The following is a 14461-nucleotide window of genomic DNA, read 5'->3' as shown; positions in this document are numbered from 1 at the left end:
TATGGCTTTTTCCCTTTTTACTCCTAAAAACAGAATAATTAACCTGGTTTTAAATGACCATTCCATTCGTCTGCTGGAGTTAAAACAAGTGAATCCTCCGTCTGCTCAGAGATGGAGCGAACGCTTTCTTCCACCTGGTGTTATTAGTGATGGGAAAATTACTGATATCGACTCGTTGGCAAATATCTTAGAAGAGTGTATCGACGAATGGAAGATTCAGAGACGACAAGTTCGTTTTATTGTACCGGATCAGCTTGTCATTATCCGGAAAGTTTCTGTTCCTGCGGAGATTCAGGATGATGAAATGCAAGGATACCTCTATTTAGAGCTCGGTTCCAGTATCCATTTACCATTTGAAGAGCCGGTATTTGATTTTTATCCATTGGCAAATGACGGGAAAACAAGAGAACTTCTCATATTTGCTGCACCCGAGCAAAATGTAATGGAATATGCAAACTTACTCTCCAAGCTAAAGCTTAACCCGCTAGCAGCTGATATTTCACCACTTGCCATATACCGTTTGTATTATCAGCTGGATCATGCCAGTGAAAAAGAAGTCCTATTTTCTGTCCAGTTTGACCTGACAAGTGTGAATCTAAGTATTTTTGAAGAAAATGTTCCGTTAGTCATGCGTCAATTTGCTTTACCATTTAACATGGATCTCTGGGATATAAAAACAGATTTAATTGGTTCAATTGTTTACAAATATATAGGCGATATGGATGAGCTTGTGATCCAGTTTGAGGATATATTCAGAGAAATCAATAAGTTAATTGACTTTTATCGCTATACACTTACAAATGAAAAACATGATATTACTAAGTTTCTATTAAACGGTGATCATCCAATGCTTAAAGCCATCTACGATGAAATGAAAGAGCGCTTTGAAATTCCAGTCGATGTGATATCACTTGAGGTAGAGTATAAAGGAAAGATTGATAGAACGCCTATTAGTCAATTACTTCCTTTAGGTCTTGCGTTAAAAGGGGTGCAATAATGTTAGTTGAAATTAACTTGCTGCCCCAGAAGAAACCGAAGAAACTTAGTTTTATTATTTCCTTGTCTAGTATAGTAGTAGTTATGATTCTTGTTGGTGCCTATTATCTTTGGCAAATCAATGCTACGAAAAGTGAAGTCGCTTCACTAGACAGACAAATTGCGATGACCAAAAAGATTGCTCAAAAAGAAGAGCAGAATAGTCAAACTGTTGATTCAAGCAACTCAGTAAGTCAATTAAAAAATGCGATTGAATGGGCGAATGAATACCCGATTCAAACGATTCCCGTTATGCGCCAGCTTACTTCTCTACTGCCAGAACGTGGATTTATTCAGAGCTTTGGCTATACAGAGGAAGGTACGATTACGTTATCCGTTCAGTTTGATAGTGCCAGAGAGGCTGCCTATTTTTTAGAAAATCTTAATGAATCTGAGTGGATTGAAGATGTCAGTTTGAGTTCATTAGCTGCTGCGGCAGACCCTGCCGACGTAACAGTAGCCACCACTACTCAGACAAATACTACTGGTACAACAAACACTACAAATCAAACGGAAACAACTAATTCAAATCAAAGCACCACTGGTCAAGATACTAATGGAGCAACTGTTGATGCTGGAAATCAAACGAATACTGCAGCTGGAGTAACAACTGGCCAAAACAATTCTGTTAATCCTGCGACAAATACTAATACGGTAAACAATACAAGTACGACAACAACAACTTCGAGCACTACTGTGAAGAAGAATACAAATATTCTTCCGCGCTATACAGGACAATTTGAAATAAAGCTGAATAAAGATTTTGCTAAAGAAAATATCCAAATGGGCAAGAAGGATGAGAAAGGGGTGAAGGGTTCATGAAGCTTCGTTTCTCAAAAAGAGATTCGCTTATTCTTGGAGTCGGCGCTCTTTTGTTAGTGTTACTCATCGTTTATGCTCAGTTCTTTTCCTTGTCACCTTTGAAATCAGACTTAGGTTTGAAGCAAAAAGAATTAACTACCGAACAAAAGCTATTGGATATTGTTAGTCAAAAAAAGGCTGCTGATTCTAAAAAAACAGCCGAAGATACTCGTGAATTACAAAAGATTTTGCCGGTAAAGCCTCTACAGGAACAATTAATTTTAGACCTAGAAAAGGCAGAAACTCTATCGAATAGTAAGATTAGTTCGATGGGCTATACAAAAGATGCTGATGTCAATACAGCAGCTGATCAAACAAATGCTGACAATACGAATGGTCAACAAACAGCAGGGGATCAAGCTGCGGCTAATCAAACTGCTCCGAATCAAGGTACGACAAATCAGGATGAAGCTGGACAGCAATCGGCTCAAACAGTTGCCCTTAAAAAATTGACCGTTTCGTTGAGTGTTGAATCACCTACTTATAAGGATTTTGAAAAGTTCATTGAAACATTAGAATCTTTAAAGCGGATTGCTGTAGTAGAATCGATTAGTTATTCAGGCGGGCAAGAGATAACAAGTTTAGACCAAGAAGATCAGCCATTAACCTACAGTCTGACAATTTCTGCATTTTACATGCCTAGTTTAACTGACCTGGCGGCAGAGCTGCCAAAAATCGATGCGCCTGCACCAGCCGGTAAAGATAATCCACTAAGCCAATTTCCGGCAACGGCACAAACACAGCCTTAGCTAACAACCGCGAATAATCAAATAATTTGACGAAAGTCTACAATAACAAGACGACAAATGTCTTGTTATTTTTTTTTGCCTTTATGATAGGATGAAACCATTACTCATGGGAAGAGAGAGGAGTACGGGTTAGTGGACAAGCCTAAAGGCGGCAATACAATTAAGATTAAATTAAATGGAGAAACGCAAGAATATCATGAAGAACCAAAGAAAATGGAACCGGAAGACAGCCTCAAGCAAACGACGAGGGTGATTAAAATAGATTCGAATAGAATAGATTCGGATGTTTTTTCAGAAACAGCTGCAGCCAAGGAGCCTATTGATGAGAGCTTTGATTGGATCATTCCCGAGTCCTCCGAAAATGAAATAGAGGAATATAAAATAACTAGCAGTAAAACACCTAAGAAAAGTAGCCTCCCCAAAATAACATCCTTTTCATCCAAGTCTAACAACAACAAAAAGAGTGGCCGGCCACTAGGATCCATTGTCATTTCAGGTATTTTCGCTATCCTCATTGGAACCACGATTGGTGTAGTGATGCTGAAGCTCGTGATTTCAGGGCCTACTGATAAGAAGGCGGTAACAGATACACCTGTAGTGGAAGAAAAAGGGGACACGGAAAATAAACCTGCCACTGGAAAAACAACTTCTACAGCTATCAGTCCATTAACATCCAATGTCATTCAAGGCGGGAAATATACATCTAAGGATGGTGCCAAGGAAGCTTTGAACGAACTTAAAAGTAAAGGAATCCCATCGCAAATAGTAGAAATAGATGGCAACCAGTTTATCTTTCTAGGAATTGCTGATTCAATTGAAACAGCCAAATCGTTGAGTACTCAATATAAAGAACGTGGTGTCGAGGGTGCATTTGCCAAGGCACTATCACTGGATGAAAAGAAAGTTTCCGATATTACTAACAAGGAAAAGGTCTTTCTTGATGAAGTCCCGACCATTTACCAAACTCTTTCTGCAGCAACTTCAGGTGCCCTTTTAACGAAAACAATTCCAGAAGATGCAGCTAAAGCAATAGGAAGCATTGATGAACAATTAAAGGTAAGTGGTATTAAAAATGAAAAGGTAAAAAGCCTGAAAGCTGAATTATCCAGTGCTGAAGAAAAGGTTAAAGCGTTCCAAAAATCAAAGGATACAAAAAGCCTTAACGAAGCGCAGCAGCATCTACTAAATTTTTTATCAGCCTATTATTCGCTATAATCGACAAACCTCGATATTTTCTGGGAAATAAGACCTGTCTCAAGCGGACAGGTTGTTTTATTTGCAAGGAAGAGATGACTCTTTGCATATACTGACAAAAATCTTCAAATTTTAATGATATAAAAATTGTTTGCTTGAGGGATTTCTGATACCATTGACATGTATCTCCCTATACAAATGCAAAAGGTAAGGTGATTGAATGCAGAACCTCATTTTAGCCTCTTCTTCTCCACGGCGAAAGGAACTTCTAGAAAATCTCCACTTAACATTCGCGATTATCAGTAGTGAAGTTGATGAAAGCTTTGATCCGGAACTCTCTCCCGAGGAAGTTGTGATGGAGTTGGCCGAGCGTAAGGCACAGGCAGTTTTTAAAGAAAATCAGGATGCCATTGTGATTGGTTCGGACACGATTGTCGCTCTGAATAATCGAATCTTAGGAAAGCCAGCTGATGAAGCAGAAGCCATTCAAATGTTAACAAGTTTGTCAGGTACTAAGCATGATGTGTTTACGGGTGTATCCATTGTTTCTCCAACAAGTACCACCCGATTTTATGAAAAAACAGAAGTTTGGTTTTGGGAGTTAACGGACAAAGAAATTAAAGCCTATGTGCAAAGTGGTGAGCCGCTTGATAAAGCAGGTGCATATGGCATTCAACAGCTCGGAAGTATGCTTGTCAAAAAAATAAATGGAGACTATTTTGCGGTTGTCGGTCTGCCTGTAGCAAGGACGATAAGAGAATTGAAAAAGGCGGGCTACCGGTTGCCATATTAAAGGTTCATTAACTCCCTAAAAAAGGGAGGAAGAAATGTGTCGACAAATACATTAATGATCCGTGATTTTCCGCAAGACGAACGCCCAAGGGAGCGTTTTATTCAACATGGCCCGCAAAGCCTATCGAATCATGAACTGATTGCCATCTTACTCCGCACCGGAACAAAGGATGAATCGGTATTACAGCTATCAAATCGCCTGCTTACCCATTTTGAAGGACTAAGAATGTTAAAATCAGCGACCTTAGAAGAAATAACCGAAATTAAAGGGATTGGCGCAGCAAAGGCGATTCAAATTCTTGCTGCCGTGGAAATCGGCAGAAGAATTGCAAACCTTAACAACACGGACCGCTATGCGATTCGTTCCCCGGAAGACGGTGCCAAGTACGTCATGAACGATATGCGCTTTTTGACGCAGGAGCATTTTGTGTGCCTTTATTTAAATACAAAAAATCAAGTGATCCACAAACAAACTGTTTTTATCGGCAGTTTAAATGCCTCGATTGTGCACCCCCGTGAAGTGTTCCGTGAAGCGTTAAAGCGGTCGGCAGCATCCGTGATAGCATTGCATAATCATCCTTCTGGAGACCCGTCACCAAGCCGCGAGGATATTGAGGTCACCAAAAGACTAGTCGAGTGTGGCAAAATAATTGGCATCGACCTTCTTGATCATTTGATCATCGGTGAAAACAAGTTTGTGAGTTTAAAGGAAAAAGGGTATGTTTGACACTAGGATAATATTTGACGATACGCTATAATATTGGGTATGATTTTTTAGGACTGTTTTTAAATTATCTATATAAATAGTACGAAAATAGACATGATAATTAAGGTGATTACCTGCCTATTAGAATATTGCATTTCGTATCAGAAAGGGAGATACAACATTATGTTTGGAATTAAACCTAGAGATCTTGGGATTGACTTGGGGACAGCAAATACCCTCGTATATGTAAAAGGAAAAGGAATTGTGTTACGGGAGCCATCGGTCGTAGCGATGCAAACCGATACAAAGAGTATTGTCGCAGTTGGAAACGATGCAAAAAATATGATAGGACGGACACCGGGGAATGTCGTAGCAATGCGGCCGATGAAGGATGGGGTCATTGCCGATTTTGAAATAACGGCATCGATGATGAAGCACCACATACGAATGGCGCAGAAAAGTAATAATCTTTTTTCCGGCAAGCCATATGTCATGGTTTGCGTACCCTCAGGCATCACAGCAGTTGAGGAGCGTGCCGTGATTGATGCGACGAGACAAGCTGGGGCAAAGGATGCCTATACGATTGAAGAGCCATTTGCGGCAGCGATTGGCGCCAACCTCCCTGTTTGGGAGCCAACTGGCAGCATGGTGGTGGATATTGGCGGCGGAACTACTGAAGTTGCCATTATTTCCTTAGGGGGAATCGTGACAAGCATATCGATCCGCGTGGCTGGCGATGAAATGGATGATTCGGTTATTTCTTATATCCGTAAAAATTATAATTTAATGATCGGGGAGCGCACTGCGGAAACCATTAAAATGGAAATCGGTTCTGCCGGCATTCCAGAAGGCGTCGACAATATGGAAATTCGCGGCCGTGACTTATTAACCGGCCTGCCAAAAACGATTGAGATTACCGCAAAAGAAATTGCTACCGCCTTAAATGATACGGTATATGCGATTGTTGAAGCTGTGAAGAATACGCTAGAAAAAACGCCGCCAGAACTTGCGGCCGATATTATGGATCGTGGAATTGTATTAACGGGTGGAGGCGCGCTTCTTCGTAATTTGGACAGGGTTATTAGTGAAGAAACGAAAATGCCTGTCTTAATTGCTGAGAACCCGCTTGATTGCGTAGCCATCGGAACAGGAAAAGCACTAGACCATATTCATTTATTTAAAAACAAAGCCAAAGAATCGCGATAAATAGAAAAATAGAGGTGTATAATCATGCCACAGTTCTTTTTGAATAAACGACTGATTGTTTTGCTTGTCAGCATTATTGTTCTCGTGGCATTGATTGGGTTTTCTTTAAGGGAGAGAAGTAAACTATCTTGGCCGGAGCAATTTATCAAAGATACCACCGGCTGGGTTCAATCCCTGGTTTCAAAGCCTACCAACTATGTTGCAGGCTTTTTTGAAAATCTCCAGGACTTAACAAATACATATGATGAGAATAAGGAATTAAAACCGCGCATTGAAAATCTTGCCAGCCTTGAGGCACAGGTGCAAGAGTTGAAAAAGGAAAATAAAGAATTGCGTGACGTTCTCGGTGAAAAAAAGACCCTGCGAGATTTTGAACCACTTCCAGCTACTGTTATTGGCAGAAACCCTGATCGTTGGCATGAAATGATTATAATCGACAAAGGTAAATTGCAAGGTGTTAAGAAAAATATGGCTGTTGTTACAGCAAGCGGACTGATTGGAAAAGTAAAAAATGTGACCCAATTCAGCTCAACCGTACAGCTGTTGAGTTCGATGGATCCGAAGAATCGGATTTCCGCTATCGTCCAGGGCGAAACCAATGTGCACGGACTGGTAGAAGGCTATGATCAAGAGAAAAAATTATTGATGGTGAAGGCCATCCCTTCAGGTGCAAAAATTGAAAAGGGTCAAACCGTTATTACCTCGGGTTTAGGCGGCTTTTTTCCGCAGGGGTTAATGATTGGAAAAGTGGTCGAAGTGAAGCAGGATCAATATGGGTTGAATCTAACTGCACTCGTGAAACCTGGGGCAGATTTTTATGATATTACAAATGTGATTGTCACGAAAACAAACATGATACCGGTTGATGCTGCTGAAACATCTGATGGGAAGGAGGAGGGATCGTGAGAAAGTTCCTTCTTCCTCTTTTGTTTGTGTTCTTATTTATTTTAGAAAGTCTTTTTGTTCAATTAGTACCGGCAGACTTGTTCGGACATAATCGCATTATCGTCCCTCACTTTCTTTTTACTGGCCTATTGTTTCTAACCATTTATGTTGGGAAGAAACAGGGATTGATTTATGGAGCTATTTTTGGATTATTGTTTGATGTTGTTTATATCGAAATTATTGGGATCTATCTTTTTCTTTATCCATTTATTTGTTATCTTGTTTCCAAAATTATGCATATCATGCAAACCAATATTGTGATTGCCTTCCTAGTATCCATTTTTGGCATCGCGTTATTAGAAGTGGGGGTTTATGAAATGGATCATTTAATCCATGTAACAACCCTCGATTTTATGAGCTTTATTCATTTGCGTTTTTATCCGACCCTCATCTTAAATGCCATCTTCATTGTCATTGTGGGATATCCTTTTAAGCGGCTTTTTGAAAAGCATGCCGAGTCACTGAGAGCTGACTGACGTTTGAGCAGTCAGCTAGATTTCTTTTTAAAAAAGAGGAGAATGGACGCATCATGTCGAATTATATTTGAGATGTCTGTAGGTATAATTCGGAACGAGTATAATGGCATGTAATTTCCACTTTTAGATTGGAAAAATTTGCGTGTCTAGAAACTGCTTTTTAATTATGAGGTGAATTTTCTCCATGAAAAAACGGCAAAATGTTACAATAAAAGGAACGAAGGAAGGCCTTGTCCTTCATCTTGATGATAAATGTTCTTACGAGGAACTAAAAAAGGAACTTGAGCAGAAGCTATCGACCAACTCAAGGACACAAGAAGAACGCAACTTAATCTCTGTCAAAGTAAATGTGGGCAATAGATATTTAACCGAAGAGCAGCGGGAAGAGCTAAAGAGCTTGATTCGCCAAAAGAAGAATTTTGTTGTCGATGATATTGAATCAGAGGTTATCACAAGGGAAGAGGCGTTAAGCCTAAAAGCTGAAAACGAGATCATGTCCGTTTCTAGTATTGTTCGTTCAGGACAAGTGCTCAAAGCCCCCGGCGATTTATTGTTAATCGGTGATGTCAATCCAGGTGGAACAGTGGTTGCCGGGGGAAATATCTTCATCATGGGATCGTTAAAAGGTGTGGCACATGCTGGCTGCTTTGGCAATCTAGAAGCTGTCATTGTGGCGTCCAGTATGAAACCAACCCAGCTTAAGATAAGTGATTCGATCAATCGAGCCCCTGATAACATTCAAAACAACGAGAAGCGTGAAATGGAATGTGCGTACATAGATGAGGATCGGCAAATCATTGTTGATAGATTACAAGTTTTAATTCATTTACGGCCTAATTTAAACAGATTCGAAGGGGGACATTAAGGTGGGAGAAGCAATAGTAATTACATCCGGTAAGGGCGGCGTGGGGAAAACCACAACTTCTGCTAATATTGGGACGTCTCTGGCCCTTCAAGGTAAAAAAGTATGCTTAATAGATACAGACATCGGTCTTCGAAACTTGGATGTTGTGATGGGACTTGAAAACAGAATCATTTATGATCTGGTTGATGTAGTAGAAAAAAGATGCAAAATCCATCAGGCATTAGTAAAAGACAAACGTTTTGATGGGTTATTATACTTGCTGCCGGCAGCCCAAACCGTCGATAAATCTGCGGTTAAGCCTGAGCAGATGCGGGAATTGGTTACTGAATTAAAGCAAGACTATGATTATATTATTATCGACTGTCCCGCCGGTATTGAACAAGGATTCCAAAATGCCTTGGCCGGAGCGGATAAGGCGATTATCGTCACAACGCCGGAGGTTTCCGCGGTGCGTGACGCCGACCGAATCATTGGTCTGATTGAAAAGCAAAAGAATATGGAAGCGCCTAAATTAGTCGTCAACCGGATTCGCAATCATATGATGAAGAGCGGCGATATGCTCGATATTGATGAAATCACCCAGCATTTATCCATTGAGCTTATTGGGATTGTTGCCGATGACGAAGAAGTCATTAAGGCCTCAAATCACGGCGAGCCCATTGCGCTAAATCCAAACAGCCGGGCGTCGATTGCTTATCGTAATATTGCCAGAAGGATTCTCGGAGAATCGATTCCATTGCAGCCGCTTGAGGAAGCAAATAAAGGTGTTTTTACAAAAATTAAAAAGTTCTTTGGCGTTCGCTAATTTTTTAGAGCCTGTCCGCGTTTAATTGCGGACAGGCTTTTTAATGTTTGTCATACTCGTCCCTCCTCGTACATAAACTTGTACAAAAAGTGGGAAAAGGGTGGATGGGTATGGCGCGGTCTACACCGGAGGAAATACGGCGACGAATCGCTAAAAGGAAAAAAGAACAGGGTTCAACGAACAAAACTGCTGACCGCCAAATGGTTTGGCATGGTGATGATGAAACATACGGCTTTAATCCTATTACCCCTTCGGGAAACGGAGGCGGAGATGAGGGACATCCATTATTTAAAAAGGAAGTTTTCTTTTTCAAAATATTGGCCTCCGTGCTTCTATTCTTGACGATTGCGATTTTGTTTCGGAATCATACCGCAACCTTTGAGCCGGTAAGAGATTTTGTTGTGAAGCAAATGGACATAGATTTTAAATTTGCCACCGTTTCAAACTGGTATGAAAACAAATTTGGCAAGCCGTTAGCTCTGCTACCATTTTCAGAAGATGATCAAGCAGGAAAAAAGACAGTCGTCAAAGAACAGAATTTTTCTGTACCGGCAATGGGGAAAATCCTCGAAAACTTTGAAAAAAATGGCCAGGGAATCATGATTGAAACGGGAAAGGGGGCTGCTGTCCAGTCCATTGATGATGGGTTTGTCACCTTCGTGGGAATCAAAGAGGGATTGGGAAAAACTGTCATCATCCAGCATCCAGATGATTCGCAAACATGGTATGGGAATTTAGAGGAAGTGAAAGTCAACAAATATGATCATATCGATAAAAGAACGGTCGTAGGCACGGTTTCCGCTTCAACGGGCGAAGATAAAACAAAAGGCAAATATTACTTTGCGATAAAAAAGGACGATGATTTCATTGATCCCATTCAGGTGATCCGCTTTGAATAGAGCGGTTATGTTACTTCGACTCACTTCAATCCATCCATTGCTATGGATTGTGATTGCACTATCGATTGCGACCGGGTATTTCCTGGAAGTCTGCCTGCTGCTTGCGATTATTTTTATCCATGAAATGGGGCATGCTGTTGCGGCTTCTTTTTTTTCATGGAGGATCAAAAGGATCACGCTCCTGCCGTTTGGCGGGGTGGCGGAAATGGATGAGCACGGCAATCGCCCACTTAAGGAAGAAACGATTGTTGTGATTGCCGGGCCGCTTCAGCATCTGTGGATGATGGCGGCAGGATACGTCTTATTTTCGATGGAGTTGATTTCTGAAGATTTATTTAAACTATTTATTAACTACAACGTCATGATCCTAGTCTTCAATCTTTTTCCAGTGTGGCCGCTTGATGGCGGAAAACTGGTATTTTTACTGCTATCATTAAAAAATTCCTTTCCAAGTGCACATCGTCTGACGCTTTTAATTTCGTTTTTCAGCTTGTCCATGTTTTCGCTGATGATATTACTGGCTGCACCTTCTCATATTAATGTATGGGTTATAATTGCCTTCTTATTTTTCTCGTTGTATCACGAGTGGAAACAGCGGCGCTTTATCTTTATGAGATTTTTGTTAGAGCGCTATTACGGAAAAAAATCGGGGTTACAGGCATTGAAGCCCATCCAAGCCAATGAACAGGATTTACTCATCCACGTATTGGAAAAATTCCAACGCGGCTGCAAGCATCCGATTATCGTTGAAGCGGAGGGCAAGGAAAAAGGCACATTGGATGAAAACGAGCTCCTGCACGCCTATTTCACTGAAAAACGCCTAACCGACAAAATCAGCGACCTTCTCTTTTCATATTGATAAAGTGTATAATAGTAAAAAAGCGAAAGCGCCCGGTAATCGAGCGCTTTTGCTGTGACTGAAGGTACCATTTTGATGAAAATTTTTTTATGAAGGACAAATCGTGAAAAAACAAATAAGATTTGTCCTTCATAAGGTCGATGAAGGACAAAACGAGAAAAAATAAATAAGATTAGTCCCTCATAAGGTCAATGAAGGACAAATCGTGAAAAAATTAATAGGATTAGTCCTTCATAAGGTCTATGAAGGACTAATCGAGAAAAAATAAAAGAGAAAAGTACTTCATAAGATCGATGAAGGACTTTTCGGGTGAAGATCCGTCCTGTTTCTTCCCTAATACGGCAATGCAAATATAACAAATAACAATAAGCTATTTTTATAAAGTGAGGACGCAGTTTTGGAAACATTAATTATCAATTACACCGCACGGGAGAAGCGATTTACTTATCTTCGTGACAATCGTGTGGAAAATATCGTTTTTGACCGACCAGAGCAACGCTCGCTGGTCGGTAATATTTATTTTGGGATCGTTACGAAGGTGTTGCCGGGGATGAATGCTGTTTTCATCGATATTGGCGAAGAGAAAAACGCCTTTTTGCACCGTGACAGCCTGCCATCGTACGTGCTCGCCCAAGACAAGCAAAAGAGTGTAACTTCCTTTGTCCACCAAGGGGAAAAAATGCTCGTTAAGGTGGATAAGGATGCGACAGGCACAAAGGGGCCAAAGGTAACCGGTATTATTGAAATCCAAGGGAACCACCTAATTTACATGCCCAAAGGTCGCTATGTTGCCGTATCGAAAAAAATTGCCGATGAAGCACAGCAGGCAAGACTACGCCACCTTGGCAGCCGTCTTAAAACCGAAGAAGAGGGTATCATTTTCCGTACATCCAGCATTTTAAGTACAGAAGAGGAAATCCAAGAAGAACTTCAATCGTTAAGGCAAGAATACCAAGAACTTTTACAGAAAACCTCAAAGAAGCCGGGATTAATTTTTCAAAAAGATACTTTTATTGAAATGATCCTAGCTCAAGTCGCTAGAATGAAGTCTGGTGAAGTAATCGTCGATGACCTCGTCATAAAAAAAATGCTTGAGCAGGCCAACACCAAGGTGAAGTACAACTACTACAACGGTAAAGAGAACATCTTTTCAGCAAACAATGTGGAGCATGAAATTGAGAAAGCCCTAAAGCGGGTCGTCTGGCTCGATCATGGTGCCTACCTTATTTTTGATGAAACGGAAGCGCTCACCATCATTGATGTGAACACGGGGAAGTTTTCTGGAAAGTCCGATTACGAGGAGACAGTTCTCAAAACTAATCAGCTCGCCGCGAAGGAAATCGTCAGACAGCTCAAACTTCGCGATATTGGCGGCATCGTCCTGATTGATTTTATTGATATGAAGCGTGAGCAGGACAAGCAATCCATTCTCACCACGATCCAAACGGAATGTACCAAGGATGAAAAAAGAACAAAAGTCATCGGCTTTACACCACTTGGAATCCTGCAGTTAACAAGAAAAAGGACAAAAGTCGCACTATCAGAGGCACTTCAAACGAAATGTCCAGTTTGTGAAGGCACAGGACGCATCTTAAGCACCGAAACCATAGCATTCCGTCTTGAACGGGAACTATTAGAGCACCGTCACGCTGAATATGAGGCAATCCTTATAGAGACAACAAAAGAGGTAAAAGAGGCGCTATTAGGCGAAAATGAAGCCCACCGGAAGACATTAGAAGAGTTGCTGCAATTAAAGCTTTATTTTTCTATCCAGCAAGCAGCAAAACCGTATTATGTCCTAAAACAATTTGGCGATGACCAGGATATCTCCCTAAAGGCTATTGACACTATTCGTTAAATTATGTTAGTATTCTAATGTTATGTTTGTAGCGCACCCGTGCTACAACCGCACAGAACAGGTACTAAGATTTTGCGAGATTCGTAAAACGCCTGCAGATGGCGAGTCTGAGTTTATAAGGAGGTGCAGTTCATGTACGCAATTATCGAAACTGGCGGGAAACAAGTTAAAGTCGAAGAAGGCCAAGCAATCTACATTGAGAAATTAGATGTTGAAGCTGGTGAAACAGTTACTTTTGACAAGGTTCTTTTCGTTGGCGGTGAAACTGTAAAAGTTGGAAGCCCTGTTGTTGCAGGCGCTACCGTTACAGCTAAAGTTGAAAAACAAGGCCGTGCGAAGAAAATCGTTGTTTTCAAGTACAAAGCGAAGAAAAACAACCGTAAGAAACAAGGTCATCGTCAACCTTACACAAAAGTAATCATCGAAAAAATCAACGCGTAAGGTGTTGTTAATAGATGATTGGAATTACGATTACTCGTACTGAATCCGACACGATTCAGTCTTTCGAAATGAGCGGTCATGCATTATTCGCTGACCGGGGGAAGGATATCGTTTGTGCAGGCGTGTCTGCTGTCTCCGTTGGGGCAATTAATGCAGTACACGAACTGACCGGTGTCACGCCCGACCTTGAACATAGGGCGGATGGATTTCTCAGCTGTGTTGTCCCGGAAGAACTTCCAAGTGACATCCACGAGAAGGTTCAGCTGATCCTTGAGGCTATGGTTGTTTCATTACGTACGATTGAAGAAGAGTACGGAAAGCACATAAAGATTACCTTCAAAAAGCAGGAGGTGGAATAAATGTTATTAAAATTAGATCTTCAGTTGTTTGCATCTAAAAAGGGTGTAGGTTCTACAAGGAACGGACGTGACTCTATCGCAAAGCGCCTTGGTGCTAAGCGTGCAGACGGTCAATTTGTTACTGGTGGTTCAATCCTTTACCGTCAACGCGGTACAAAGATTTACCCAGGTGAAAACGTAGGCCGCGGAGGAGACGACACTCTTTTTGCAAAAATCGACGGTGTTGTTAAATTCGAACGTTTAGGTCGTGACCGTAAACAAGTGAGCGTTTATCCAGTAGCTCAAGAAGCTTAAGGATTACATCAAAAGGAAACTCTAACCTGTTTGGTTAGAGTTTTCTTTTTGAATGAGGAAAGGATAAATTTCGATTTTGAGAATTGTCCAGCTCCATCACCCTAGCGGCTAGTGTCC

General features: G+C 41.0%; 17 protein-coding genes and 1 other annotated feature. All 17 genes read left to right on the top strand.

What is annotated here, in order from left to right:
• Position 1: 1 nt before the first annotated feature.
• Positions 2 to 997: a type IV pilus biogenesis protein PilM gene (gene pilM / locus BABA_RS17935; RefSeq protein WP_007086642.1), complete on the top strand. Its 996-nt coding sequence runs from the start codon at positions 2 to 4 to the stop codon at positions 995 to 997.
• On the top strand, positions 997 to 1857 hold the full coding sequence (locus BABA_RS26145) for a PilN domain-containing protein (protein WP_007086641.1): 861 nt from the start codon (positions 997 to 999) through the stop codon (positions 1855 to 1857). Before pilM ends, BABA_RS26145 begins: the two co-directional genes overlap by 1 nt.
• The gene (locus BABA_RS26140; RefSeq protein ID WP_007086640.1) at positions 1854 to 2645 is read left to right on the top strand and encodes a hypothetical protein; all 792 of its coding nucleotides are present in this window, start codon (positions 1854 to 1856) and stop codon (positions 2643 to 2645) included. The genes BABA_RS26145 and BABA_RS26140 overlap by 4 nt, the downstream gene beginning before the upstream one ends.
• Before the next feature lie 132 nt (positions 2646 to 2777).
• A complete protein-coding gene (locus BABA_RS17920) occupies positions 2778 to 3860 on the top strand; it encodes a hypothetical protein (protein ID WP_007086639.1) in 1083 nt (360 codons plus the stop codon).
• Between the two features lie 199 nt (positions 3861 to 4059).
• Entirely contained in the window at positions 4060 to 4632 is a 573-nt protein-coding gene (locus BABA_RS17915) for a Maf family protein (RefSeq protein ID WP_007086638.1), read from the top strand.
• 36 nt (positions 4633 to 4668) lie between these two features.
• Positions 4669 to 5358, top strand: a complete 690-nt coding sequence (gene radC / locus BABA_RS17910; protein ID WP_007086637.1) for a RadC family protein — start codon at positions 4669 to 4671, stop codon at positions 5356 to 5358.
• A gap of 162 nt (positions 5359 to 5520) precedes the next feature.
• The gene (locus tag BABA_RS17905; RefSeq protein ID WP_007086636.1) at positions 5521 to 6543 is read left to right on the top strand and encodes a rod shape-determining protein; all 1023 of its coding nucleotides are present in this window, start codon (positions 5521 to 5523) and stop codon (positions 6541 to 6543) included.
• A 24-nt stretch (positions 6544 to 6567) separates the two neighbouring features.
• Positions 6568 to 7449, top strand: a complete 882-nt coding sequence (gene mreC, locus BABA_RS17900; protein ID WP_007086635.1) for a rod shape-determining protein MreC — start codon at positions 6568 to 6570, stop codon at positions 7447 to 7449.
• Positions 7446 to 7964 carry a rod shape-determining protein MreD gene (gene mreD / locus BABA_RS17895; RefSeq protein ID WP_007086634.1) on the top strand — a complete coding sequence of 173 codons (519 nt, stop codon included), beginning with the start codon at positions 7446 to 7448 and terminating at the stop codon, positions 7962 to 7964. Before mreC ends, mreD begins: the two co-directional genes overlap by 4 nt.
• A gap of 184 nt (positions 7965 to 8148) precedes the next feature.
• Complete coding sequence (gene minC / locus BABA_RS17890; protein ID WP_007086633.1) at positions 8149 to 8829, top strand: septum site-determining protein MinC; 681 nt, start codon at positions 8149 to 8151, stop codon at positions 8827 to 8829.
• Between the two features lies 1 nt (position 8830).
• The gene (minD, locus tag BABA_RS17885) at positions 8831 to 9634 is read left to right on the top strand and encodes a septum site-determining protein MinD (RefSeq protein ID WP_007086632.1); all 804 of its coding nucleotides are present in this window, start codon (positions 8831 to 8833) and stop codon (positions 9632 to 9634) included.
• Positions 9635 to 9744: 110 nt separating this feature from the next.
• Complete coding sequence (locus tag BABA_RS17880; RefSeq protein ID WP_007086631.1) at positions 9745 to 10533, top strand: M23 family metallopeptidase; 789 nt, start codon at positions 9745 to 9747, stop codon at positions 10531 to 10533.
• A complete protein-coding gene (locus BABA_RS17875; protein WP_007086630.1) occupies positions 10526 to 11392 on the top strand; it encodes a M50 family metallopeptidase in 867 nt (288 codons plus the stop codon). Before BABA_RS17880 ends, BABA_RS17875 begins: the two co-directional genes overlap by 8 nt.
• Positions 11393 to 11789: 397 nt before the next feature.
• Positions 11790 to 13250: an Rne/Rng family ribonuclease gene (locus BABA_RS17870; protein ID WP_007086629.1), complete on the top strand. Its 1461-nt coding sequence runs from the start codon at positions 11790 to 11792 to the stop codon at positions 13248 to 13250.
• 36 nt (positions 13251 to 13286) lie between these two features.
• Positions 13287 to 13369: a sequence feature (ribosomal protein L21 leader region), on the top strand.
• A gap of 13 nt (positions 13370 to 13382) precedes the next feature.
• On the top strand, positions 13383 to 13691 hold the full coding sequence (rplU, locus tag BABA_RS17865; protein ID WP_007086628.1) for a 50S ribosomal protein L21: 309 nt from the start codon (positions 13383 to 13385) through the stop codon (positions 13689 to 13691).
• 14 nt (positions 13692 to 13705) lie between these two features.
• Positions 13706 to 14050, top strand: coding sequence for a ribosomal-processing cysteine protease Prp (locus tag BABA_RS17860; protein ID WP_007086627.1), 345 nt, complete (start codon positions 13706 to 13708; stop codon positions 14048 to 14050).
• Positions 14051 to 14344 (top strand): 50S ribosomal protein L27, encoded by a 294-nt coding sequence (rpmA, locus tag BABA_RS17855; protein ID WP_007086626.1) that lies wholly within the window; start codon positions 14051 to 14053, stop codon positions 14342 to 14344. It abuts the gene before it with no gap.
• Positions 14345 to 14461 lie beyond the last annotated feature (117 nt).

This window comes from Neobacillus bataviensis LMG 21833 (genome assembly GCF_000307875.1).
Classification (GTDB): domain Bacteria; phylum Bacillota; class Bacilli; order Bacillales; family Cytobacillaceae; genus Neobacillus; species Neobacillus bataviensis.
This window is presented reverse-complemented; position numbering and strand designations above follow the sequence as displayed.